Here is a 23,921-nt window from a genome sequence, read left to right on the forward strand (position 1 = left end):
CTGTTGCTCCGGATGATGATCGAGAGGTGCGGAAGGCCATCACCATACCCCACAACTTCGATAGGAAAAATGTGTCGTACGTCTAGCCGCGGTGCCCCACCGGGGCTCGGCCCGGGCTCGGGGCGTACGTTGGCGTCGTCGCCGAGCAGAGGAGGAACCGTGGCCAAGGGCTATTGGGTCAGCGCCTACCGCACCATCGCCGACCCGGCGAAGCTGGCCGCCTACAACCAGCTGGCCGGGCCCGCCGTCCGGGCCGCGGGCGGGCGGACCCTCGTCCGCGGCGGCCGGGTCGCCGCACACGACGACGGGGTGGCCGAGCGCACCGTCCTGGTCGAGTTCGACAGCTACGAGCAGGCGGTCGCCGCCCACGAGAGCGCGGCCTACCAGGAGGCGCTGGCCGCCCTCGCGGACGGCGTCGAGCGGGACTTCCGCATCGTCGAGGGCCTCGACTGACGATCGAGGCTTGCCTCGGTCGAGGCCGGCAGCGAGGATCGCCAGCGGGGACGGCGGACGCTCCCCCACCCCTTCGCGCCACGAAGGACGACCATGAGACCTGAGGTACGGAGGGCGGCCGTCGTGGCCGCCGGGACGTTTCTGGCCGGCTTCGGTGCCATGTACGGCTTTCACCTGTGCGCGGACGGCCCCCACGAGCTTCGCGGCCTGTTCACCTACGAGTCCGCGACCTGGGGAGACGCCGTGCTGCTCCCGACGATGGCCGCCTGCCTGTCGCTGTCGCTCTCCGGCCTGGCCGCCGCACGGCACGAAAGGGCGATCGCCGGCATGGGGGCGGTATTCGGTTTCTCCATCGGGGTCGCCAGTCAGGTCGGCTGGCTGATGGACCCCCACCCGGCGCTGAACTGGACCCTTCCTCGACCGCATCACTTCACTGCGGCCGGCTGGTACCACGCGGCTTTTCTCTCGGGCGCGGCGGCCGCTTTCGCCGGCGCGTCGGCACTCGCCCTCACCAGGGCGATCCGGTCGCCGGCCGTGGCACCGTCCGTGCGCAGGTCACTGATCTCTGCCGGTGCGGCAACCGTTGCGTTCGCCGGCCTCGTCCTCTACGACAACGTCGCGACGAGATCTACCGCGGCTTCGAGATTCACCGGAGCGGCAGGCCTGGCGGGCGCCGCGGGGCTCGCCGTGCTGGCCCTCGTGTCGATGCGACGGAGTGGGAACCGGACCGGCAACGCCCGCGGCTAGGTCGTGTCGAGTCCCGCCTCCGCGGCGACCTCCTCCTTGACGCGGTGCACAGCGGCTCCGATGCCCACCAGGGACAGGATCAGAATCGCGCGGCCCAGGTGGTTCTGCCAGTTCAGGTGCTCCGCCAAGCGCTGCCGGAACTTCGCCGTCAGCTCCGCCGCCTCCGCGGCAGTGCCGGTTCTCATGCCGGCCTGGGGAATCGTGCGCGTCATCTCCGACGCCAGATGTTCCCCGTTGCGCTTGGTGGTGAATGAGTAGACTCCCCACAGGAGTGCCGCGAATCCACAAAAAGACGCTATCGCCGGCAGATCGGCCAACATGTCTCCGCCGAGCCGACCACCGATCTGACTGGGCACGAACAGCACGACGGTGACGAGGCCGGCGTACAGCGCCTGCCCCTGAAAGGTGTTGCTCGCAGCGCTCTTCGCGGTCAGTTGCTGATGCGACGGATCGGAGGCGAAGGCGAAGACGTAGACCACCGCGGCGGCGACCACGAACACGAGCCACAGTACGCCGAGGGCCCCCACCGCGGAGGAGATGTCGGCCAGGTGGCCGCCGGAGGTCCACATCCGATAGCAGGCCAACCAGTAGCAGGACGACCCCATCATCGCTCCGCATGCGCTTCCGAGCACCCAGCTCGGCCATTCGGGCCGAAGGACGTGCAGTCGCACCGGCGTGCTGACCACCTCCTCGCCGTACAGGAGCCCGATGACCGCGGAGAGGACGAAGAAATACAGGCGAAGCGGCCATGCCACCGGCGTCCGCGCGACCGCCGTCTCGCATGCCACCGCCACGATCACGGACACCACGGCCATCGACATCAGCGCGAGGGCGGCGGGATTCGGTTTCCAGGCGTCACTACAGGTAGCGGTCGGTTGGCTCAACCGCGCGGCCGAAACAGCCACGAGCGCGACCAGTGCGCACGCGACGAAGACGTAGGTCCGCGCGTACGTCGCCGACGGCGGCGCTCCGCTGTGCGCGGGCTCGAAGCCGATCCTCGTGCCGAGAAGCAACAGCACCGCCGTGCCCGTCAGCAGGAAGGCGCAGAACAGGGCGATGGGCAGAACCATGAGGCTCACGCCGGCCCGCGGGTTCGCCGATCGTTCGGCAGCGGCCATCATCCGATACGCCGGTTTACCGACGTAACAGATCAACGCCGCTGACCCGACCAGGATGTACAAGATCGTCTTGTCTTTACCGACATCCCATCTCGCCTGCCAGGCCCGGGTGGCGAGGGAGACCAGGCCGGGGAGAAGGACGGCCAGAATGGCGCCGGCCACCAGTTCCTTCAGCTCGAAGCCGGCATGCGATCGGAACCGAACGACCATGACAGCGGCGGCATTGACCACAGCGAGGCCGAGATACGCGACGAGCGCTCGCCGCGGATCGTTTTCGGTGACCATGACGGCCGCGGCTGCCGCACACCCCGCAACGACGATGACAGCGGCAGCCGTTGGACGATGGTGAGACCACACTCGTAAACCTGACGAGGAGGCCGACAGGACGCTCACCGTGATCACGAGAGGAATCCACCAGCCCGGCACACCCCAGAGCCCGGTCGTCGACATCACCGCAGGCTAACCGCGGCTGATGAGCCAATACATCACCCTATCGGCTGACGGCTGCCATCCCCGGGGCAACGCCCGCGGCCGGTGGTCGGATCGTCCGGATCGGACAGTCGTCAGCCGGCGTCCCGCGGGGCGCGCAGCACCGTGAACTGCCGGGTGCGGCGCAGTGCGAAACCGAGGGACAGGTAGAGGCGGATGGCGTCGACGTTGCCGCCGGAGGCGTGCAGCATCGGCGTCTCCCCGCGCTCACGGATGCCGTGCGCCACCGCCCGCACCAGCACGCCGGCCAGGCCCTGCCCGCGGTGTCGCGGGTCGGTGCAGACGGCGCTGATCTCGGTCCATCCCGGCGGGTGCACCCGTTCGCCGGCCATCGCGACGAGCCGGCCGCCGCGCCGGATGCCCAGGTAGACGCCCAGACGGTGGGTGCCGGGCTCGAACGGGCCGGGCCGGGTTCGGGCGACCAGGTCGAGCATTTCCGGTACGTCGTCCGCGCCGAGCGTCACCACCTCCGGGGCGCGTTCGGAGCGCAGCGCGTCGGTGGCCACCAGTTGCCCGCCTTCGCCGCGGTATTCGACGGTCCACCCGGCCGGTGGCGGCGCGATGTCGCACGACAACCGGGCCACCCCGGCCGGGCCGACCAGGGCGGCCAGGTCGGCCCAGACCCGGTCGTCCTGCACCGGCGGCGCCGCGGTGATCCCGGAGACCTCGGCCGGGTAGCGCAGCGCCCGCCCGTCGCCCTGCGCGAAGTGGGCGTGCGGCCCGGTCAAGGAGGCCCAGGAGGCCTGATCGAGCACATGGGAATTCTTCGGCACACCCGGCAGTATATCCTATTAAACCGACGGGATATTAGGAGTTACGCAGCAGGCGGTCCAGCACCCGGGTGCCGAAGGTGAGCGCGGCCACCGGCACCCGTTCGTCGACGCCGTGGAAGAGCGCGGTGAAATCCAGCTCCGGGGGCAGGCGCAGCGGGGCGAACCCGAAATGCCGGATGCCCAGACGCTGGAAGCTCTTGGCATCGGTGCTGGCCGACAGCATGTACGGCAGCAGGCGCGCCCCCGGGTCCTCGGCGCCGATCGCCGCGGCCATCGCATCCACCAACGTACCGCGGAAATCGGTCTCGACCCCGGGAAGACTGTCCCACCGTACGTCGATCCCCGGGCCGAGCACGGCGCGGCGGCCAGCTTCGCCACCGCGTTGTCGTCGTGCAGCAGCGAGCCGTGCCCGGCCGTCCCGCGGGCCAGCAGCCGGATCCACGCGACCCCCTTCTCGGCGGTCTCCACCAGGTACGCCCGGGCGCCGTCCCCGACGGTCACCGAGAAGCCGCCGACCTCGCTGATCGCCTCGGTCACCCCGTCGAACAGCTCCGGGCGATGCTCGGCCAGCCAGCGGGCGCCGTGGAAGCCGCCGGCCTCCTCGTCGGCGACATAGGCGAAGACGAGATCCCGCGGCGGCGTCACGTTCTCCCGTTTGAGCCGGCGGGCGACGGCCAGGCTGACCGCGAGGCTGCCCTTCATGTCGACCGCGCCGCGGCCCCACACGTACCCGTCGCGGACCTCCCCGGAGAACGGGTGCACGCTCTACTCGGCGGCATCGGCCGGTACCACGTCCAGGTGACCGTGCACCAGCAGCGCCCCTCGCTGCTGATCGGATCCGGTCAGCCGGGCGATCACGTTGCCGCGGCCACGGGCGCCCGACTCGACGTACGTCACCTCATAGCCGACCTCGGCGAGCTTCTCCGCGACGTACTCCGCGGCCGGACGTTCGGTGCCCGGGCCGCCGTCGTCACTGGCATTGGTGGTGTCGAACCGGATCAGGTCACCGGTGAGCGCGGCGACCTCGCTCTCCGCCGTCACGGCGGTGTACGCGTACGCCATCTTCCCTCCGTAAACCCTACTGATGCAGGAGGTTGTCACGCAGTTCGCGGACGAGCGACGACACGACCGCCTTCAAACTACCCGCGTTCGCCGCCGCCACCCGCAACTGCCGCTGGTAGCTGGCGCCGTGCTCGACGATCTCCGCCAGCCCGGCCAGCTCCGCCACACACCCCAGCGACTCGGCCACCGGCGCCAGCCGCGGCAGCAACTCACCCACCAGATCCTCGGTGACCAGCCGCTCGTCCCCGGCCGCGGTGCGGATCACGATGGCCTCCATCCCGTACCGGGCGGCCCGCCACTTGTTCTCCCGCACGAACCACGGCTGCAACCGGGGCACCGTCCGCCCGGCGTCCAGCTCCCGGGAGAAGAACTCCACCAGGCACTGGGTGAGCGCCGCGAGCGCACCGATCTCGCGCAGCGTCGGCATACCGTCGAAGGTGCGCACCTCGATCGTGCCCCACCGGGGCGCCGGCCGGATGTCCCAGCGCAACTCGTTCAGCTCCTCGATCACCCCGGTGTGCCGCAGGTCGGCGACCAGTGCCTCGTAGGCCGCCCAGTCGGCGAGCTGCGGCGGCAGCCCGGCGGTCGGCAACTGCTGGAACATCAGGGCGCGATTCGAGGCGTACCCCGTCGTCTCCCCCGCCCAGAACGGACTCGACGCGCTGAACGCCTGAAAATGCGGCAGGTACGTCAGCAGCCCGTCCACGATCGGCAGCACCTTCCGCCGGTCCTCCACCGCGACGTGCACGTGCACACCCCAGATCATCATCTGCCGGCCCCACCACTGGGTGCGGTCGATCAGCGTGTCGTAGCGCGGCTTGCCGGGCGTCACCCGTTGCCGGAACCACTGGCTGAACGGGTGCGTGCCCGAGGAGATCAGGTCGACCCCCATCGGCTCGGCGACCCCGGCGAGCTGCTCCACCAGCCGGTCCAGATCGTCGACCGCGCGAGCCACCCGATGGTGCGGGGCGCTGACCACCTCCACCGTGTTCGTCAGCAGCTCCCCGGTGACGTGCGGAAAACCGGCCGCTCCACCGACCTTGGCGAGCAACTCGGGGGCCGCGGCGGCCAGCTCGCCACTGCGGCGGTCGACGCACGCGATCTCCCACTCGATCCCTAGACGCGACCTGACCGATCGGGCAAAGTCGATACGCATGCCGCCAACTCTATGACCGCCCGACCCGGCCCGCCTCGCCCGGCAGCCACCCGCCTGCCGACCGCCTGACCGACCGCCTCACCCGGCAGCCAGCCACCTGCCGAGCGCCTCACCCGGCAGCCAGCCACCTGCCGAGCGCCTCACCGGCCGCCTCACCCCGCGCTCACCCGCCCGCAGATCGACTGACCGCCCATCGCCGATCCCGCCACGTGGCCCGCGGCGGCCGGCCCACCTCGACAGCGGCCGAGCGGACCTCAGCCGGCCGCCTCCTCCATGCCGGCCGGGCCGGCCACGGACGCCGCGGCGCCGCGACGCCGCCACGTCACGCCCAGGGCGGCCGCCAGGGCGATCAGGGCGACGATCGTCCCGGGCCAGGCCGGGATGCCGTCGCCCGGACCGTAGGTGATGTACGGAACCGGCGAGCCCTCGGCATAGACGAGCACCTGACAGGTCGCACAGCCGTGCACGAACGCGGGCACCGCCGCCGCCGAGAGCGCGACCGCCGAGGAGCCGCTCGCCAACAGCCGCCGGGCCCGGGTCCCCCGCCGCACCCGGTAGGCGAGAGCCGCGGCCACCAGCCACCCGACGACCGCTCCCCCGGCCATGCCGGCAACGGTGAGCGGGCGCACCACCGCGGGCTCCACCGGCCACACGTCGGTCCGGTACGAATTCTGGAAGGCGCCCTCGGCACTGTCGACCACCAGGCCGCTGCCGTCGAGTTTCAGCCGGCCCCTGGTGGCGGCGAAGGTGAAGAGGTGCTCGTGCTCGCCGACGGGAAACTCCCGGTACGCCGTTGTCCGCCACCCGGCGGCGGTGAGCGCGGCCCGGATGCGCCCGGGCGAATAGTCTCTGCCCCCGTGGGTGATGAGCGCCACCCCCGGCCCCTTCATCGCCGACTCCTCGGGGTGGACCTCGGCCGGCGTCGACGTGCCGATCATCGCGGTGTTGAGGGATCGCAGGGCGGCCTCGGCCGGAATCCCCGCGGCCGTCCGCCAGCCCAACCAGGTGCCGGCCACCCCGCCGAACCCGCCCACGATCACCGCGGCGAGCAGGGCTCCGGCCAGCGCGAGCGGACGCCGGGCCGGCAGCCGGAACCGCTGGCGGAGACCGCAGAGGATCAGGTGCAGCGCCTGCCCCGGGCTCGGCCGATGCCGTTCGTCCGCCGCCATGTCCAGCAACGTGGTGATCACCTCGACGCCGTGCCGCTCGCGGTAGTCCCGCGGATATGCCCACATCAGCCGCCGATAGTGAGCCTCCAGCCGATCACTCACAGCCCACCACCGAAGGCGAGCCGCGGACGGCCGGAAGCAGCGGACCCACCGTCACCGAAGCCCAGCCGCGGGCGACCGGAAGCAGCGGACGCAGCGCCGCCGAAGGCGAGTCGCGGGCCGGTGCCGGGAGCGACCTGCGGGCCCGTTCCGCCGCCGGGCGCGAGGCGCAGGCGGGCGGCGGCCGCGTCGGCGTTGCGGCGCAGGCGGCGGACCTGGCCGGCGAGCGCGGCGGTTCCGCTGTCGGTGAGCCGGTAGTAGCGGCGCAGCCGGCCGTCCACCGCCTCCTCCCGGTCGACCTCGATCAGGCCCTGCTCGGTGAGCCGGTCGAGCGCCCCGTAGAGGGTGCCGGGCCGCAGCACCACCTCACCCTCGGACAGCTCCCGCACGGCCCGGATCACGCCGTAGCCGTGTGCCGGCTCGGCCGCCAGGGCGGTGAGGATCAAGAACGTCGGTTCCTGCATGATCGGCAGACTACGGGCCCCGACATATAACGTCAAACGTACTATGGTGACAAGACATTCACAGAGGTCAACTAGAATTCCTATGGTTGCAGTAGGTAATATCGGCGCATGACCACCACCGTGCGACGTCGCACCGACGATCAGCAGTTCCGGCTGCAGCTGGAGAGCAACGCCATCTGGAACCGGATGGTCACCCCCGGCGACCGCCTCCCCGACATGCCACTGCTCGAAGTGGACCTGGGCCCGATCCACCTGAACCGACTGCGCGACACCGGCCCGGTCGTCCTGCTGTTCTTCCGGCACGCGAGCTCCCCGGAGTGCGACGCCGCCCTGCACACCTACCGCGACGCGCTCGTCCCGGCCCTGACCCCGCTGGACGCCCACCTGGTCGCCGTCAGCCCGCAGGAGCCCGGCCGCCTGGAGGCCGTCAAGCGCCGCCACGAGCTGGACTTCTTCGTCACCGCCGACCCCCGGCACACGCTGATCGACGCCTTCAACATCGGCTTCCGCAGCCCCGACGCGCAACCGATCCTGGGCACCGGCCGCTCCGTCCTGCCGTTCGCCGCCACGGTCGTCGCCGACCGCACCGGCGTCATCCGCTTCGCCGAGATCAACGCCGACTGGTCCACGCCCACCGCCCCCCACCGCATCATCGAAGCGCTTCGCCCACCCCTGACCACCCGCTGACCACCACCCGCCAGCCACGCATCCCCCGAACGGCAGGAGACCCCGACCGCCGAAGACGGGCGCCGAAACGACGCGCGCGGCCGCACGGACGCCGACGCCGACGCCACGGAAGCAGTCGAAACAGGGAGTGTGGATGGCCGCAGGCGCGATGGGGCCGCGAGCGCGGACGGACCGCGAGCCCGCCGAAAGGCGCAAGGCGGCAAGGGCGCGGGACGGCCGGTAGGGCGCGGGACGGCCGGTAGGGCGCGGCCGCCGACGGTCCGGAGCGGCCCAACGCGCGGCCGCCGACGGTCCGGAGCGGCCGCGGGCTGGTCAGCCGATGATGGCCGCGGCGTAGGTTGCGGCGACCGAGGCGGGCTCGGTGAGTTCCGGGCCGACGGCGGTCAGGCCGAAGTCGACGACGTCCGCGCCCAGTTCGCTGAGCAGCCGGGCCAGGACCGCCTCGGCGGCGTCCGCCTGGGTCTGCGCCTCCGCGGCGACGACCGGCACCGCGACCACGCCGGCCAGCGCGTTCGCCGGCAGGTGGTCGAGCAGCACCTTGAGGGCTCCGGAGTAGGCGCCGCGGGCGGCCGGGGTGGCGACCACGAGGATCGCCGCATCCTGGACCTCGAGCAGCGCCGCGCTGGTGGCGAGCAGGTCGAGGGAGAAGAAGTAGGTGGCCGAGCCCTGCAGGTTGCTGACCCGATCCTCCGGCCCTTGAGCGGGGCGACCGAGGCCACCGAGCCGTCGTTGCGGACGTAGAGGTCGAGGCAGCCGAGGTGCAGGCCGCCGCTGAGCTTGACCGGGGTGCCGTTGTAGATCGGGCCCAGGTAGTTGAAGAAGATGCCGTTGGAGGCGACGTACTTGCCGGAGCCGACCGCCGCGGTGATGTCCTCGTCGGTGCCGGCCTTCTTCAGCACGACGTCGAGCCCGGCCTTGGTGAAGAAGCCCTTCTCGTATGCGGCGACCAGCGGGGCGTCGCACGCGCCGCTGGGGGTGGTGAGCGTGAGCTGCTGCCCGGCCCAGGACCGGGTGACGGTCAGGCCACCGGCCGCGGCGGGCTGCGGTTCGTCGCGGCCGCGCAGGACGGCCCACCCGGCCAGGCCACCGGCGGCCAGGACGCCGGCGCCGACCGCCGCGGAGGTGAACAGGCGCCGCCGGGACAGGCCGGCCGGCACGTCGAGGTCGACGTTCGCCTCGACCGGGGCGTCGTCGCCCGGCTCGCCGGTCGGGGCTTGCGAACTGAGGCTATCGGTCATCGTGGATACCTTCTTGCCGGGCGGGGACCGCTTTCGGCGAACCGTAACGCCTGTCGAAAGTGGACTAGAATGCCTATCGGCTTAATATGCTCAACAGCCTAGTTCCCCTATGTGTTTGCTAGGTTATTGGCATGAGTGTGCTCGATGCCATCGGCGACACCCCGCTGATCCGGCTGACCCGGATCACCGCCGGCCTGACCGCCGAGGTCCATCTCAAGGCGGAGTTCCTCAACCCGGGCGGCAGCGTCAAGGACCGGGCCGCGCTGGCCATGGTGCGGGCCGCCGAGGCGTCCGGCGAGCTACGCCCGGGCGGGGTGATCGTCGAGGGCACCTCCGGCAACACCGGGGTCGGGCTCGCCATGATCGCCGCGCAGCGCGGCTATCGGGCGGTCGTTGTGGTGCCCGACAAGAGCAGCGCCGAGAAGATCGCGACGCTGCGCGCCTACGGCGCCGAGGTGGTGATCACCATCGGCGGGGTGACCCGCGAGGACCCGCGGCACGTCTCGCAGGTCGCCGCCCGGCTCGCCGAGCAGACCCCGGGCGGCTGGCTCGCCGGGCAGTACGACAACCCGGCCAACCCGGGTGCGCACCTGGCCACCACCGGCCCGGAGATCTGGCGGCAGACCGGCGGCCGGATCACCCACTTCGTGGCCGGGGTGGGCACCGGCGGCACGATCAGCGGCGCCGGGGCGTACCTGCGCTCGGCCGGCCCGGTCACGGTGATCGGCGCCGACCCGGAGAACTCGGTCTACGGCGGGGGCGACGGCAGTCCGTACTACGTGGAGAGCATCGGCCACTACGTGCACCCGGACACGGTCGAGGACGTCTGGCCACAGTCGTACCATCGGCAGGTCGTGCACCGCATCGAGCGGATCAGTGACCGGGAGTCGATCGAGACCACCCGCCGCCTGGCCCGCGAAGAGGGCATCCTGGCCGGCGCGTCGACCGGCACGGCGGTCGCCGCGGCCCTGCGGGTGGCCCGCGACCTGGGGCCGGACGACCTGGTGGTGGTGCTGGCCCCGGACTCCGGGCGGGCCTACCTGTCGAAGTACTTCGACGACGGCTGGCTGCGCCGGGCCGGCTTCCCGGCGCCGACCGCACCCGGCCCGCTGGCCGGTGGGTTGCCGCTCGCCGTCCCGCTTCACCTACCGGCCGATTCCCGGGTACGGGACCTCGGCAGCGCCCCGGTCGCGCTGCTGGTCCTCCCGCGCCCCGGGCAGACCACCCCGCACCCGTCGCCCGGGGACGTGCTCGGCGTCGTGCCGGCCGTCGCGGTCGCCGGGGCCGCACCGGACGCGCCACTGGCCGCCTTCGCCCAGCCGCTGCCCACGGTCGGCGCCGGTGAGCCGGTCGCCGAGGCGATCGGCCGCACCCCGCCCGAGGCCGGCTGGCTCGCCGTGCTCACCGACGGCCGGATCACCGGCCTCACCCCACGACCCGTCCCGGCACCCGCCACCACCTAAACCGTGCAGAACGGAGCCACCGCATGACGCAGCGGATCGCGAGTTCCACCTCGCCGCTGTTCGAGAAGGCGGAACCGTCCGCCTACTTCAGCGACGACGACTACCGGCGCTTCCACGAACGGGCCGCCGGATACGACCGGGACAACCGGTTCTTCACCGAGGACTTCGAGGACCTGCGCGCCCGCGGCTATCTGCGGGCCGCGATCCCGGCCGCGCTCGGGGGCGGCGGCCTGGGCTTCGCGGCGCTGGCCCGCGAGCAGCGGCGGCTGGCCTACTGGGCGCCGGCCACCGCGCTCGCGGTCACCATGCACCTGTACTGGACCGGGCCGGCCACCGCGGTGACCGCCGCGGGTGTCGAGGACCTGGGCTGGCTGCTGCGGGACGTGGCGGACGGCAAGGTGCTGGCGGCCGGGCACGGCGAGCGCGGCAACGACCTGGGACTCGACGACGCGACCACCCTCGCGGTGCCGCAGGAGGACGGGTCGTGGCTGGTCACCGGACGCAAGACGTTCACCTCGCTCTCCCCGGTCTGGGACAAGCTGGGCATCCACGCCCGCGACGACTCCGACCCGGAACACCCGCGGATCGTGCACCTGTTCGTCGACCGGGACGCGCCCGGGGTGCGCACCGAGAGGACCTGGGACGCGCTCGGCGTCCGGGCCACGGCCAGCGATGACACGATCCTGGAGAACGTGCGGGTGCCGGCCGCCCAGTTCGTCGGCGCGCACGCGATCGGTCAGCCCTATCCGCCGTACATCCTCGGCATCCTGCAGTGGTATCTGCCGTTGGTGGCCAACGTCTATTTCGGCATCGCGCGGCGGGCCCTGGACCTGGCCGAACTCTCCGCCCAGGAGCGCGGGTCGCTGGCCCTGCCCGGGCAGCGGCACGCCGACAAGCCGGCCGTGCAGCGGCAACTGGGGCAGGCCGAGATCCTGCTCGACGCGGCCTGGGCGCTGCTCGAGCAGACCACCGCCGACCTGGACGCCGGCGTCGACCACGGTGACTGGTGGACGTCCCGGCTGTTCGCCGCCAAGGAGTTCACCACCGGCACGGCACGGCAGGTGGTGGACATCGCGGTACAGGTGGCGGGCGCGTCCGCGGTCAGCCGGACCAACGAGCTGGAACGGCTGTACCGCGACGTGCGCACCGGCACCCTGCACCCGCCGAACAGCGACGCGATCCTCGACGTCGTCGGGCGCACCGCGGTCGGATCGCTGCCCTGACGTACGGGGGGAGAGGCGGCTCACCCGCTCGGTGAGCCGCCTGCCCGGTCAGCGCAGGGTGTCGACGTCGATCACGAAGCGGTAGCGGACGTCCGACTTCAGCACCCGCTCGTACGCCTCGTTGACCTGGTCGGCGCCGATCAGCTCGATCTCCGGGGCGATCCCGCGCTCGGCGCAGAAGTCCAGCATCTCCTGGGTCTCGGCGATCCCGCCGATGCTCGACCCGGCGAACGAACGCCGCGCGCCGAACAGCGAGAACACCGGCACCGGCAGCGGCTCCGGCGGGGCCCCGACGCTGACCAGGGTGCCGTCCAGGCGCAGCAGGCGCAGGTGCGCGCCCATGTCGATCGGCGCGCTGACGGTGTTGATGATCAGGTCGAAGGTTCCGCTGAGCGTTTCGAAAGTGGCCGGGTCGCTGGTCGCGTAGTAGTGCTGCGCCCCGTACCGCAAGCCGTCGTCCTTCTTGCTGAGCGTCTGTGAGAGCACGGTGACCTCGGCGCCCATCGCCGCGGCGATCTTCACGGCCATGTGACCGAGACCGCCCATGCCGACGACCGCGACCCTCTTGCCCGGCCCGGCCTTCCAGTGCGACAGCGGGGAGTACGTGGTGATCCCGGCACAGAGCAGCGGAGCCGCCGCCTCGTAGGGGATGCTCTCCGGCACCCGCAGCACGAAGTCCTCGTCGACCACCACGTGCGTGGAATAGCCGCCCTGGGTGATCGTGCCGTCCCGGTCGACGCTGGCGTACGTGCCCACGTTGCCGCCGGTGCAGTACTGCTCCTGGCCGGCCTTGCAGTTGTCGCACTCCCGGCAGGAGTTGACCATGCAGCCGACGCCGACCCGGTCATCGACCCGGTGGCGGCTGACCTCGGCACCGACCTCGGCGACCCGGCCGACGATCTCGTGACCCACGGTCAGCGGGTACGCGACGTCACCCCACTCCCCGCGCACGGTGTGGATGTCGGAGTGGCAGATGCCGGCGTAGCGGATTTCGATCAGTACATCGCGCGGCCCCAGGTCGCGCCGCTCGACGGTGGTGCGCACGAGCGGGTCGGTGGCCGAGGTCGCGGCGATCGCGTTGACGGTGAGAATGATGCCCTCCGGTGTGCTGTTCATACGTATGTCGCCGCCCACGACGCCAGCAGCGTCAGGGCGTGCGCGGTCGTGGACCCCGGCTCCGCGGAGTAGACGGTCAGCGTCAGATCCGGCTCGGCGCGCAGGTCGAGACTTTCGTACGCCAGACTCAGATCCCCCACGATGTGGTGCCGAAACTGCTTGACGCCGGTTCCGTGGGTGCGCACGTTGTGGGCACCCCACCGGCGGCGGAACTCGTCACTGCGGGTCGACAGCTCCCCCACCAGCTCGTGCAGCTCGCCGTCGTGCGGATCCTTGCCGGCCGCGGTCCGCAGGTTCGCCACCAGCATGTCCGCGGCCAGATCCCAATCCGGGTAGAACCGCCGGGCCGCGCTGTCCAGGAAGATGAACCGCCCGAAGTTCGGCGGGCTGACCGGATCGGCGAACAGGTCACTGAACATCGCCCGGCCCAGATGGTTCGCGGCCAGCACGTCCTGCCGCCCGTTGGCCACCGTCGCCGGCACGGTGATCGCGTCGATCGACCACTGCAGGCTCGGCCGCACCACCCACGCCTTCGGCCGGCGCTGCGGCCGGACCAACCGGCTGCTGCCGTTCGCCGCCTGCGCCAGGCGCAGCAGGTGGACCCGCTCGGCGTCGTCGAGCTGCAACGCCCGGGAGATCGCCTCCAGCACGCCGGCCGACACCCCGGCCAGCTGGCCGCGCTCCAGCTTCGCGTAATACTCCACGCTCATCCCGGCGAGCGCCGCCACCTCACTGCGCCGCAGCCCCGGCACGCGGCGCTGCCCACCCCCGGGAATGCCGGCCCGCTCCGGTGAGATCTTGGCGCGGCGCGACGTCAGGAAGTCCCGCACCTCGGATCGGTTGTCCACGCCACGACCGTACGTCGCCGCCGGGGCCGCTGGGATGCACTACGAGTACACCTGTCACCCGGGCCACACCGATGAACTTCGTCCATATCCGCCGACCGGCCCGCACCCGCGGGGAGAATCGGGGCGTTCCACCAGCCTCCCGGCCGACTCGAGGAAGGCACCCGATGCTACGGCGCGAGATCCCGGTCACCGCGGTCCTGGCCTGCCTGGCCGCGTTCGCCGGCACGCGACCCGCGTACGCCGGCAACGAGATGATGGTCGAGCGGTGCAGCGGTGACGTCTACATCTCCTCCGCCTACAACGACCGGTTTCCGCCGGCCGGCGGCATCTACCTGAAACGCTCCGGCGAGGCGTTCACGCCCTGGTCGCCCCCCATGCCGGTCGCCGGGCACACCTTCATCCGCTGGTGGTGCCACTCGACCACCGGCAACTGGCTCGACCCGGGCACCTGGCGCATCGACGGTGTCAACGCGCACGTGGACTGCGACTACGACAGCTGCAGCCTCGGTACCGGAGCGACCCGGTTCTACACCTTCGACGTCAACGGGTGGACCGCCGAGAGGTCCCGGTGCGGCGATCCGGCCACCGCCGCCATCTCCGCCCGGCTGGGGCCGCAGCGCCTGCTGCTCATCGAATGCCGCCCATACTGAACGGTCGGCGTTCGCGGGCGCGCTGCTGAACCCCGCTTCCGGACCGGGCAAGGCGCCGCGGGCCGGCCTCGACCGGAAAGTTCCGATCGAGGCCGGCCCGCAGCGTCATCTCACCCGGCGGTCAGCTGATCGCCTTCATGCCGCCCCAGCTGCCGTCGGTGGCCCACATGGCGCCCGCGTTGGTCAGCTTGCCCGCGCCGTTGCCGGCGTACAGCACCAGGTTGCCGGCGCTGTTGATCGCGGCGAGGTCGACGGCCCCGCCGCCGTTGTAGTCGCCGGCGCTGATCGCCTTGATGTTGCCCCAGCTGCCGTCGGCGGCCCACATGGCACCCGCGTTGGTCAGCTTGCCCGCGCCGTCGCCGGCGTACAGCACCAGGTTGCCGACGCTGTTGATCGCGGCGAGGTCGGTCTTGCGGTCGCCGTTGAAGTCGCCCGCGGCGATCGCCTTGATCCGGCCCCAGCTGCCGTCGGTGGCCCACATGGCACCCGCGTTGGTCAGCTTGCCGGCGCCGTCGCCGGCGTAGAGGATCAGGTTGCCGCCGCCGCTGATGCCGGCGATGTCGGTCTTGCGGTCGCCGTTGAAGTCACCCGCGGCGATCGCCTTGAAGTTGCCCCAGCTGCCGTCGGCGGCCCACATGGCACCCGCGTTGGTCAGCTTGCCCGCGCCGTTACCGGCGTACAGCACCAGGTTGCCGACGCTGTTGATCGCGGCGACGTCGGTCTTGCGGTCGCCGTTGAAGTCGGCCGCGGCGATCGCCTTGATCCGGCCCCAGCTGCCGTCGGTGGCCCACATGGCACCGCCGGCGGTCAGCTTGCCGGCACCGCTGCCGGTGTAGAGGAACAGGTTGCCGCCGCTGGTGATACCCGCGAGGTCGGCCTTACGGTCGCCGTTGAAATCCTTGAAGAAGGTGGCGCGCCACTGTTCGTCCGTGGCCCGGGGCTCGTCCTGGCCCTTGAGCAGGAAGGTCTGCAGGGTGAGCAGGGTGCCGTCGGTGAGCGCCCGGTTGGCGGCGTCGACCAGGTTCGGCTGGAAACCGTCGGCCTTGGCCGCGTCCCGGATGGCGGTGACGCGGTCGCGGTAGCCGGCCAGCTCCTTGGCGGCGGCGGCGTCCTCGTCCCGCTTGTTGGCGGCCGCGCCGCCGGTGAAGATGAAGTCGGTCAGCGCCTGCGCCAGCTTGTCGTCCGGCGCGTTGAGGGCCGCCTGCGAGGCCAGCAAGACCTCGGTGCCCTTGGCGTTGTTGTGGACGAACAGCACGTACTGCCGGTCCGGCGCGTTGACGACCTCGTCGGTCACCGGCAACAGCAACAGCTGCAGCAGCGCCTTCTTGGCGGTGACGAGTCGCGCGGCCCGCAGCTTCGCGGCCTGCGCCTCGTCGCCGTCGATGATCACGTCGCGCAGATCCTGCTCGGCGGCGGCCGCCGCCCCGGTGTTCAGGAAGGCGTCCCACTCGGCCTGGCCGGTGCCGTCGGCGATCGCCGTCTGCGCGGCGGTCCAGACGTGGCTGCCGGCGGTGACCCGCTGCCACACCGCGAAGATGAAGTCGCGGTCGTTCTTCTCGATCAGCGCGATGTCGGACGAGTCCAGCCCGACGGTGACCGCCACCGAGCTCCGGCGGGCCCGGGCGGCCGTCTCGGCGATCTTGGCCTGGGCGTCGTCGCCGGCCGCGACGAAGATGCCGCGGACGATGAAGTCGTAGGCGGCGTGCGGGTCCGACGACAGGTAGGTGCGCAGCGCCTCGGCCTTCACGTACGGCCCGGCCTCGGCGCGCTGGTAGATGGCGAAGACGAAGCCCTGGTCGTCCAGGACGAGCAGGTCGATGCCCGGGTTGACGCCGATCGCGGCGGCCGCCTTGACCTTGTCCTCGTCCGTGGCGACGTTGGTGTGATCATCCACGGCGGACGCCGCGGCCGTGGCGGCCGACCCGGCCGCGAGCACCGGCACCGTCGGCGTGGCGCAGAACACCATCGTGGTGGTGAGGCCGGCGACCAGGGCCCCGACGCCCATGGATCGACCAGATCTGATTGACAGCACTATGCAGCTCCCCCGTGTCCGATGGACGGACGTTCACTATGGGCGCAGACCGGTGCGAGAACGCATCGGGGAACCGGCGGCGCGCGACAGCTGTCGAAACCCGCGGGAACGGCGGGCGTGACGTGGCGATCCCCCCGTGGACACCACGCCGCTGAACGACTCCGGAGAATATAGACCATCGCCACCGCCGTCGCTGGCCGGCACCGCCCGTGCCCGCTTCGCGCGGCGCCGCGGCCCGGTTCGGAGAGCCGCGTCGCCGACCGGGTTAGCGTTAACAAACTGATCGGTTCAGCACCCAGCGCCATCTGGAAGTTAGCGTTAACCGACTCCGGTCTTCGCAGACCGCACCGACTGCGGTACAAACATCACCATGACGGAGACGGTGGACCGGCCCCTGGCCGGCGTGCGTGAGGCGATCGAGCAGGGCCGCACGGCCCTGGGCATCGAGCTGGGGTCGACCCGGATCAAGGCGGTGCTGACCGGCCCCGGCCATGCGGCGATCGCCACCGGCAGCCACGACTGGGAGAACCAGTTCGTCGACCGCACGTGGACGTACTCGCTGGAGGCCGTCTGGGCCGGCCTGCAGGACTGTTTCGCGGCGCTGGCCCGCGACGTCCGCGAGCGCCACGGCGTCGAGTTGCGCACCACCGGCGCGCTCGGGGTGTCCGCGATGATGCACGGCTACCTCGCCTTCGACGCCGACGGGGAGCTGCTCACCCCGTTCCGCACCTGGCGCAACACCGACACCGGGGACGCCGCCGAGGCACTCAGCGAGCTTTTCTCGTACAACATCCCGCACCGCTGGAGCATCGCCCACCTGTACCAGTCGGTGTTGAACGGTGCGGAGCACATCGGCCGGCTGGCGCATTTCACCACCCTCGCCGGATACGTGCACTGGAAGCTCACCGGGGAGAAGGTGCTCGGCGTCGGCGACGCCAGCGGCATGTTCCCGATCGACACCACCACCGGCGGGTACGACGCCCGGATGCTGGAGCAGTTCGACACCCTGGCCGCCGGCCGCGGCCTGCCGCTGCCCCTGCGCGACCTGCTGCCCGCCGTGCTGCCCGCCGGCGAGCGGGCCGGCACGCTGACCGAGGCCGGCGCCCGGCTGCTCGACCCGACCGGCGCCCTGCAGCCCGGCATCCCGCTCTGCCCGCCCGAGGGGGACGCCGGCACCGGCATGGTCGCCACCAACTCGGTCGCCCGCCGCACCGGCAACGTCAGCGCCGGTACCAGCATCTTCGCCATGATCGTGCTGGAAAGCCCGCTGAGCCGCGTGCACCCCGAGATCGACCTGGTCACCACCCCGGCCGGCGACCTGGTCGCCATGGTCCACTGCAACAACGGCGCCAGTGAGCTCGACGCGTGGGCCGGCCTGTTCACCGAGTTCGCCGCCGCCCTCGGCGTCCCGGCGGACAGCGGCAAGGTGTTCGAGACCCTGTTCCGCGCCGCGCTGAAGGGCGCCCCGGACGGCGGCGGCCTGATGGCCTTCAACAATCTCTCCGGCGAGCCGATCACCAGGCTGCACGAGGGGCGCCCGCTGTTCCTGCGCGAGCCGGGCAGCTCGCTGACGCTCGCCACCTTCATGCGGACCCAGTTGTACGCGGCGCTCGCCACCCTGCGCATCGGCATGGACGTGCTGCAGAAGGCGGAGGCGGTCCAGCTCGACCGGATGTTCGCGCACGGCGGTCTGTTCAAGACCGAGGGCGTCGCGCAGAACCTGCTCGCCGCCGCGATCGACACCCCGGTCTCGGTCGGTGACCTGGCCGGCGAGGGCGGCGCCTGGGGCATCGCGATCCTGGCCGCCTTCCTGACCGGCCGCGCCGACGGACAGACCCTCGACGACTATCTGGCCACCGCGGTCTTCGCCGACGCCCGCCTGGACACCGCCACCCCCGATCCGGCCGACGTCGCCGGATTCGACGCTTTCCTGCGGCGGTACGTGGCGGCTCTCCCGATTCAGCAGGCCGCCGTCGAGCACAGCTGAACACCCCGCGGCTCCCGGCCGGTCCGCCCACCCGCGGGCCGGCCGGGGTAGGGCAGGATGGCGGCATGCCCGTCACCGTCACCACCCGCATCGCGGCGGCCCCCGAGGCAGTCTGGGATCTCGTCGCCGACATCACCCGGATGGGCCAGTGGAGCCCGGAGACGACCCGGTGCCGCTGGCTCACCGAACCGCCCGGCCCGCGCGTGGGGGCCCGGTTCACCGGCGCCAACGCCCACCGCGGCCGCCGGTGGCGCACCGTGTGCACCGTGGTGGCGGCCGACCGCGGTCGCGAGTTCAGCTTCGACGTGGTCGGCGCCGGTTTCCTCGCCGTGGCGCGGTGGACGTACACGTTCCGCCCGGTCGACGGCGGCTGCGAGGTGACCGAGACCTACACCGACCGCCGGGGCCCGGCCCTCAAATTGTTCGGCATCGCGGCGCTGGGCATCACCGACCGCGACGCCCACAACCGCCGCACCATGACCGAGACCCTGGCCCGGCTCCGCGCCGCCGCGCAGGCGTGACCGGTCAGGTCCAGAACGGCGCGGCGCGGGCGGCCGCCCGGACGACCGCCCCGCCGTCGAGCGTGACGACGCTCCGGTCGACACCCATGCCCGGCCCGGCGACGACCAGGTCGAACGGCGCCGGGGGCGGGAGCGGCCGCAGCCAGAATCTCAGCTCGCCGCGGTACTCCCGGTCGTCGCTGGACGACTCGGCGCCGGCTTCGACGAGCCGGGAAGGCTCCGACGTACCGCCGCGAAGGTGAATCTCGCAGGTCAGGCCCTCCGGGTCGGGCATTCCGGCGCGGTGACCGCCCAGCCGGTTGTCCCAGGCCGCCATCGGGAGCCCCCCGCGGCGCACGGTCACCAGCAGCACGATGAGGCAGCCCTCGCGGAACGCGACCAGGTGCGGCACCGCGACGACCACGTGCCCGGTCCGGACCACGAATTGCTGGACCGGCACCGTCCGGCCCAGGACGTCCCGCGGCGGGCCGTACCACGAAGCCTCGTCCATTCATCGATCCTACGATGCTTCCGGGTGTTCCGGCGTCCACTGGTAGTGCCGGGAGACGGCGATCTCGTGGAAGCCGCACCGACGCAGGATGGGCGCGCTGGCCGCGGATGCGTCGACATGCAGCAGCCGGAATCCGCGGGCGACGGCCTCCCGCGCCCGAGCGGCGATCATGGCCCGGTACAGCCCCCGCCCCTGCCAGTCCGGCAGGGTCGCGCCGCCGAGCAGTGCCCCGAAGTCGGTGCCCGGGCAGTACTCCACCAGGGCGGTGCAGACGAACCGGCCACCGGCTTCGGCGGCCAGGATGGTGAGCTGATCGGGATCGGCTGACACCCGGGCGGCGAGATGGGCGGCCACCCAGGAGCAGTCCTCGCCCAGCACCTCGCTCTGCAGCTCGGCCATCCGGCGCAGGTCCCCGGCCGCGCTGATCCGGCGCAGCACGACACCGTCCGGCAGGACCGGATCGCCGGCCATCTCCTCGGCGGAGCCGATCAGCACCGATGCCGGCTCCCCCGCCACGAACCCGGCTGCCACCAGGCGTTCCGGAAGATCTGCGGGCCGGTCGTGGGAGCGAACCTTCCATTCGACGCCTTCACCGCGGGCCCGGAAGTAGTCCCGTTGACGGGCGATCAGGCGGTCGAGCCCGGCGCCGGTGACACCGACGTCGCGCGGCGCCCGGATGCGCCCGACATGCCCGCCGACGATCCGCAGGAGCACCCCGTCGTACTCGTGTCTCATCCCGGCCGGGACGGCGCCGGTCGGAAACCGCATGTGAGCGTCGTAGGCGGCCAGCAGCGCATCGGTGTCGACCATGGCGACACGATGTCATGCCGGGCCCCTCGCCCGCGGGCCCATGTTAAGTCCTCTTGACGTCAAGAGGACTTAACATGATGATGGCGGTATGACGGCTTCACTGGTTGACCGCGTCGTGCGGTGGAACCTCGACATCGACGGCCAGCTGTACGGCGACGAACGCGAGCGCTACCGCTCCTACGAGGGGATCGTCACCGCCGCCACGCTGCACTCGATCCTCATCCCCTGGGCGGCCGGCATCATGGTGTGGCCGCTCGGCCGGCCGGCCGTGCTGCCCCTCGCGGTCGTCCTGTTCCTGCTCTGGGCGCCGATGGTGCTCTGTTCCGCCTATGTGGCTCGGCGCAAGGCGGGCGTCGATCCGCGCGGCTGGAGTGCGAAACGGACCCTGATCGCGACGCTGAGCGTGACTCCGTACGCCGTGTTCGTCGTCGGCGCGATGTATGCCTTCGATCCCGCGGGTGACGCCTGGATCGGTGCGATCGTCGGCAGCGGGTTCGGCGCCATGCTATGCCTCCTGATGCTGGGCAGGGCGCGACGGCGGCAGGCACTCGCCGCCGCCGAGGCACTCGCCGCCGATGAGGACGAGGACTGATGGCACCACCGTCCGGCCCGGTCCGCGCCGCGGCGACCGACGGCGCGGCCGGCGCCCGCATCCGCCTGGCGCGCCGCGAGGCAGGACTCACCCAGCAGGGACTTTCGGCGGAGGTGAAGGTGAGCCGGCAGACCATCATCGCGATGGAGACCGGCGACTACGCCCCGTCGGTCTACCTGGCCATCAAGATCGCCCAAGCGCTGGGCGTCACCGTCGAAGCCCTGTGGGGCGACACCTGATCGTCACCTGCCACCTGAATGCCCTGCTCCCACGGGGAGAGCCAGGATCTGAAGCGGCGCACTTCGGTCGAGGCCGTACGTGCAGGGTCACCGCCGGGCACCATCGGCGGCAGAAGCGGATGCCGGCGGGTCTCTGCCGCCTGGTGAGTACGGCGCAGGCTGCGAGTGCGGGTGAAATCATGCGGTGCGTTCGTCGCGGCTGGGGCACGATGACGCGGTGATCAAGTCGTGGTGGCGAGACCGGAAGTCTGTTCCTGCGCCGGCGGATCCACCGGCGGCCGATCCGGTGCGGGCGGCCGTTGCGGAAGCCGCTCGTGGCGGGTGGGAACCGGTCGGCCATCTCACGACGTTGCTCGCGGAGGTTGCCGCCACCGGTGACCGGGAGTCGGGCTGCGCGGCGCTGGCGGTCCTCGCCGGGTGGCCGCGCGTCGTGGTGCGGCTGGATGAGAACGCACGGCGCGCGTGGTGGCGCCAGCCGCTTCCGGCATCGCCGGCTGAACGGGTGGTCACCCGGGCGATAGCCGGCGCGTACGAGGCTCCGCTCGCGGTGGCACTGGCCAGCACTCATGGTGACGGACGGGTCCGCGAGCGGGCGGTTACCGCGATGCTGGCCACACCGTCGGTGGAACTGATGCCGTTGCTGGTGTTGCGGACCGGTGACTGGGTTCGCTCAGTGCGTGACCGGGCCCGTGCCGGTCTGGCATTGCTGCTCGCCGACGATCCGGCCAGGTATCTGGGCGCCGTGCTGCCGGTGACGACAGCGATCGACCAACGCTGCCGTGGTGCGTTCGTCGTGACCCAGGTGAAGGCCGCCTTCTCGGCCGCATCGCCCACCGACCGGCGGCTTCTGATGGCGTCATCCCCCCTCGCCTCCCGGCGCTTCGCCTGCCACCTCGCCCTCGACGGGGGCTTGCTCTCCCCACCGGAACTGCTAGACCTTGCCGAGTCGGGCCCGGACGCGCCGGTACGGGCTCGCGCTGCCGAGGCGGCCTGCCGCGATGCCGTCTGGCGGCGCCGCCTGACCGCATTGCACCGACTGGCCCGAAGCCGCCGGCCAGAGGTGCGGTCCTTGGCGCTGACCGGACTGATCCGCACCGGCAATGACGCCGACGTGGCGTCGCACCTCGCCGATCCGGCACCGCTGGCACGGGCGTTGGCACGCGACGCGGCCCGCCGTGCCGGCGTCGACGCCGTCGCGTGGTACCGCTCCGCCGTGCTCGACGCACCGACGCCACCGGCGATCGCCGGTTTCGCCGAGGCCGCCCCGGCGCGGGAATCGGCGCTGCTCCACCCCCTCCTGAACCATCCGGAGGCGAAGATCCGCGCCGCGGCGGTACGGGCTTTGCGTCAGCTCGACGCGACCGAGGCCGCACGGGTCATACCGCTGCTGCACGATCCGTCCGCGCAGGTGATCCGCGAAGCAGTCGTCGCGTTGCGGCCGATAGTGAAGCTGGTCGACGCGGACCTTCTCTGGCAGCTGCTCACCGACGCCGGGACCGCCCAGCGCCGCGGCGGCTACCGCCTGCTCACCGCAGGGACCGTCGCAACATGCCTGCGAGCCGGACTCATCGCCGCAGCTGATCCGGACCCGAAGCTTGCCGCGCGGGCCCGAGCCGACGTCACGCGCCTCGCCCGCGACGCCACCGCATCGGCCTGGCGCGCCGGCGCAACACCCGAGCTGGTCATCACGACCCGCGAGCGCACCGAACTCACCGCCCTGCTCCACCACGCCGCGCCGGCCCTCCGGCCCGACACCGTGGACAGACTCGCCACCTGGCTCCACACCACCCCCACCACGGAGGCATTGACGCGGTGAGACTCGGATCCGCTCGACCACGCCCATGGTGGCTGGGCACCCGGTCTACGGTGCGTCCGTGAAGATCCAGGTGGCCACCGACGGCGTCCGTCTCAACAAGATCAAGCGTCCTGGTGGCGTCTTCTGGTACGACCTTCAGAAGGCCGGGCAGGACAGTGACGGTACGTGGCTGCGAGGGCCGGCCGGTTCGCCGTGGGGGGCGCCGCATGACGGCGGCACCCTGTCCGTGCCGGTGGTGGTGTTGCTGACGGTGGACCGTCCCTGGGTGGCCTGGTGGATTGACGATCCTGCCGATCAGCGGCTGGAGATCGACGTCTGCCGTCCGCCGGAGAGGACCGATGCGGGCTGGCGATATGTCGATCTCGAGTTGGACCCGGTCCTGCACCGGCCTGGCGGGCGTGTCGACATCGAGGACTGGGACGAGTATGAGCAGGCCCGTCGCCACGGCTGGATGAGCGCCGACGACGCGGACCTTGCCCGGGCCACGGCTGAACGCTGTGCGGATGCCCTGCGGCAGGGGCCGAACCCTGGATTCGACGCGGATGGCACATGTTGCTCGACCCGCAGTGAGACGAGCCGGATGCCGGCGGCGGGACGGGCGACGAGGAAGCCGCTGTGCGATCGGAGCCACTCCGAGCCGACGGCCACGGCGGGCGACAGAAGAGGTCAGGCTTGCTGC

21 protein-coding genes and 4 pseudogenes are annotated in these 23,921 nt (G+C 71.8%); 12 read left to right on the forward strand and 13 right to left on the reverse strand.

What is annotated here, in order from left to right; genetic code table 11:
- Positions 1-159: 159 nt before the first annotated feature.
- Both ACSP50_RS23195 and ACSP50_RS23200 read left to right on the forward strand, forming a co-directional pair.
- A complete protein-coding gene (locus ACSP50_RS23195) occupies positions 160-453 on the forward strand; it encodes a DUF1330 domain-containing protein (protein WP_014691715.1) in 294 nt (97 codons plus the stop codon).
- A 123-nt stretch (positions 454-576) separates the two neighbouring features.
- Positions 577-1,200: a hypothetical protein gene (locus ACSP50_RS23200; protein WP_014691716.1), complete on the forward strand. Its 624-nt coding sequence runs from the start codon at positions 577-579 to the stop codon at positions 1,198-1,200.
- Here ACSP50_RS23200 and ACSP50_RS23205 read toward each other — a convergent pair.
- The 6 genes and pseudogenes from ACSP50_RS23205 to ACSP50_RS23230 all read right to left on the reverse strand — a co-directional run.
- Positions 1,197-2,768: a hypothetical protein gene (locus tag ACSP50_RS23205; protein WP_155123597.1), complete on the reverse strand. Its 1,572-nt coding sequence runs from the start codon at positions 2,766-2,768 to the stop codon at positions 1,197-1,199. The two genes, ACSP50_RS23200 and ACSP50_RS23205, sit on opposite strands and share 4 nt — an antisense overlap.
- A 113-nt stretch (positions 2,769-2,881) precedes the next feature.
- Positions 2,882-3,580 carry a GNAT family N-acetyltransferase gene (locus ACSP50_RS23210; protein ID WP_014691718.1) on the reverse strand — a complete coding sequence of 233 codons (699 nt, stop codon included), beginning with the start codon at positions 3,578-3,580 and terminating at the stop codon, positions 2,882-2,884.
- 34 nt (positions 3,581-3,614) lie between these two features.
- Positions 3,615-4,642 (reverse strand): annotated as a pseudogene (locus ACSP50_RS45125) (M20/M25/M40 family metallo-hydrolase).
- Between the two features lie 16 nt (positions 4,643-4,658).
- Complete coding sequence (locus ACSP50_RS23220; protein ID WP_014691721.1) at positions 4,659-5,798, reverse strand: glutamate--cysteine ligase; 1,140 nt, start codon at positions 5,796-5,798, stop codon at positions 4,659-4,661.
- Positions 5,799-6,052: 254 nt separating this feature from the next.
- Positions 6,053-7,069 carry a hypothetical protein gene (locus tag ACSP50_RS23225; protein WP_014691722.1) on the reverse strand — a complete coding sequence of 339 codons (1,017 nt, stop codon included), beginning with the start codon at positions 7,067-7,069 and terminating at the stop codon, positions 6,053-6,055.
- Between the two features lie 140 nt (positions 7,070-7,209).
- Positions 7,210-7,530: pseudogene (locus ACSP50_RS23230) on the reverse strand (PadR family transcriptional regulator); the annotation flags it as partial.
- A 108-nt stretch (positions 7,531-7,638) separates the two neighbouring features.
- On the opposite strand from ACSP50_RS23230, the gene ACSP50_RS23235 reads away from it, so the two are divergent.
- Complete coding sequence (locus tag ACSP50_RS23235) at positions 7,639-8,217, forward strand: redoxin domain-containing protein (RefSeq protein WP_014691724.1); 579 nt, start codon at positions 7,639-7,641, stop codon at positions 8,215-8,217.
- Positions 8,218-8,529: 312 nt separating this feature from the next.
- On the opposite strand, the gene ACSP50_RS45130 is transcribed toward ACSP50_RS23235, so the two are convergent.
- Both ACSP50_RS45130 and ACSP50_RS45135 read right to left on the reverse strand, forming a co-directional pair.
- Positions 8,530-8,802 (reverse strand): NAD(P)H-dependent oxidoreductase, encoded by a 273-nt coding sequence (locus tag ACSP50_RS45130; RefSeq protein ID WP_014691725.1) that lies wholly within the window; start codon positions 8,800-8,802, stop codon positions 8,530-8,532.
- Between the two features lie 152 nt (positions 8,803-8,954).
- Positions 8,955-9,455 (reverse strand): annotated as a pseudogene (locus ACSP50_RS45135) (ABC transporter substrate-binding protein); the annotation flags it as partial.
- A 131-nt stretch (positions 9,456-9,586) separates the two neighbouring features.
- On the opposite strand from ACSP50_RS45135, the gene ACSP50_RS23245 reads away from it, so the two are divergent.
- Together ACSP50_RS23245 and ACSP50_RS23250 are read left to right on the forward strand one after the other, a co-directional pair.
- Complete coding sequence (locus ACSP50_RS23245; protein WP_014691726.1) at positions 9,587-10,918, forward strand: PLP-dependent cysteine synthase family protein; 1,332 nt, start codon at positions 9,587-9,589, stop codon at positions 10,916-10,918.
- Positions 10,919-10,941: 23 nt separating this feature from the next.
- Positions 10,942-12,141 (forward strand): acyl-CoA dehydrogenase family protein, encoded by a 1,200-nt coding sequence (locus tag ACSP50_RS23250; RefSeq protein ID WP_014691727.1) that lies wholly within the window; start codon positions 10,942-10,944, stop codon positions 12,139-12,141.
- Between the two features lie 48 nt (positions 12,142-12,189).
- Here the strand turns inward: ACSP50_RS23250 and ACSP50_RS23255 are convergent, their stop codons facing one another.
- Both ACSP50_RS23255 and ACSP50_RS23260 read right to left on the reverse strand, forming a co-directional pair.
- Positions 12,190-13,233 carry an NAD(P)-dependent alcohol dehydrogenase gene (locus ACSP50_RS23255; RefSeq protein ID WP_043515178.1) on the reverse strand — a complete coding sequence of 348 codons (1,044 nt, stop codon included), beginning with the start codon at positions 13,231-13,233 and terminating at the stop codon, positions 12,190-12,192.
- A gap of 20 nt (positions 13,234-13,253) precedes the next feature.
- Positions 13,254-14,105 carry a helix-turn-helix domain-containing protein gene (locus ACSP50_RS23260; protein ID WP_014691729.1) on the reverse strand — a complete coding sequence of 284 codons (852 nt, stop codon included), beginning with the start codon at positions 14,103-14,105 and terminating at the stop codon, positions 13,254-13,256.
- Positions 14,106-14,269: 164 nt separating this feature from the next.
- On the opposite strand from ACSP50_RS23260, the gene ACSP50_RS23265 reads away from it, so the two are divergent.
- Positions 14,270-14,755 carry a hypothetical protein gene (locus ACSP50_RS23265; protein ID WP_014691730.1) on the forward strand — a complete coding sequence of 162 codons (486 nt, stop codon included), beginning with the start codon at positions 14,270-14,272 and terminating at the stop codon, positions 14,753-14,755.
- 121 nt (positions 14,756-14,876) lie between these two features.
- Here ACSP50_RS23265 and ACSP50_RS23270 read toward each other — a convergent pair whose 3' ends face one another.
- Positions 14,877-16,760 (reverse strand): VCBS repeat-containing protein, encoded by a 1,884-nt coding sequence (locus ACSP50_RS23270; protein ID WP_014691731.1) that lies wholly within the window; start codon positions 16,758-16,760, stop codon positions 14,877-14,879.
- A gap of 397 nt (positions 16,761-17,157) precedes the next feature.
- On the opposite strand from ACSP50_RS23270, the gene ACSP50_RS23275 reads away from it, so the two are divergent.
- Positions 17,158-18,774 carry a xylulokinase gene (locus ACSP50_RS23275; RefSeq protein ID WP_014691732.1) on the forward strand — a complete coding sequence of 539 codons (1,617 nt, stop codon included), beginning with the start codon at positions 17,158-17,160 and terminating at the stop codon, positions 18,772-18,774.
- Between the two features lie 65 nt (positions 18,775-18,839).
- Complete coding sequence (locus tag ACSP50_RS23280) at positions 18,840-19,295, forward strand: SRPBCC family protein (RefSeq protein ID WP_014691733.1); 456 nt, start codon at positions 18,840-18,842, stop codon at positions 19,293-19,295.
- A 4-nt stretch (positions 19,296-19,299) separates the two neighbouring features.
- On the opposite strand, the gene ACSP50_RS23285 is transcribed toward ACSP50_RS23280, so the two are convergent.
- A complete protein-coding gene (locus ACSP50_RS23285; RefSeq protein WP_014691734.1) occupies positions 19,300-19,785 on the reverse strand; it encodes a hypothetical protein in 486 nt (161 codons plus the stop codon).
- A 9-nt stretch (positions 19,786-19,794) separates the two neighbouring features.
- Positions 19,795-20,595, reverse strand: a complete 801-nt coding sequence (locus tag ACSP50_RS23290) for a GNAT family N-acetyltransferase (protein WP_014691735.1) — start codon at positions 20,593-20,595, stop codon at positions 19,795-19,797.
- 88 nt (positions 20,596-20,683) lie between these two features.
- On the opposite strand from ACSP50_RS23290, the gene ACSP50_RS23295 reads away from it, so the two are divergent.
- The 4 genes and pseudogenes from ACSP50_RS23295 to ACSP50_RS45140 form a co-directional block, all read left to right on the forward strand.
- Positions 20,684-21,187, forward strand: a complete 504-nt coding sequence (locus tag ACSP50_RS23295; RefSeq protein WP_014691736.1) for a hypothetical protein — start codon at positions 20,684-20,686, stop codon at positions 21,185-21,187.
- The gene (locus ACSP50_RS23300; protein WP_014691737.1) at positions 21,187-21,426 is read left to right on the forward strand and encodes a helix-turn-helix transcriptional regulator; all 240 of its coding nucleotides are present in this window, start codon (positions 21,187-21,189) and stop codon (positions 21,424-21,426) included. Before ACSP50_RS23295 ends, ACSP50_RS23300 begins: the two co-directional genes overlap by 1 nt.
- A gap of 217 nt (positions 21,427-21,643) precedes the next feature.
- Complete coding sequence (locus tag ACSP50_RS23305) at positions 21,644-23,242, forward strand: hypothetical protein (RefSeq protein ID WP_231956696.1); 1,599 nt, start codon at positions 21,644-21,646, stop codon at positions 23,240-23,242.
- Positions 23,243-23,267: 25 nt separating this feature from the next.
- Positions 23,268-23,609, forward strand: a pseudogene (locus ACSP50_RS45140) (DUF402 domain-containing protein); the annotation flags it as partial.
- Positions 23,610-23,921 lie beyond the last annotated feature (312 nt).

Source organism: Actinoplanes sp. SE50/110 (assembly GCF_900119315.1).
GTDB lineage: Bacteria > Actinomycetota > Actinomycetes > Mycobacteriales > Micromonosporaceae > Actinoplanes.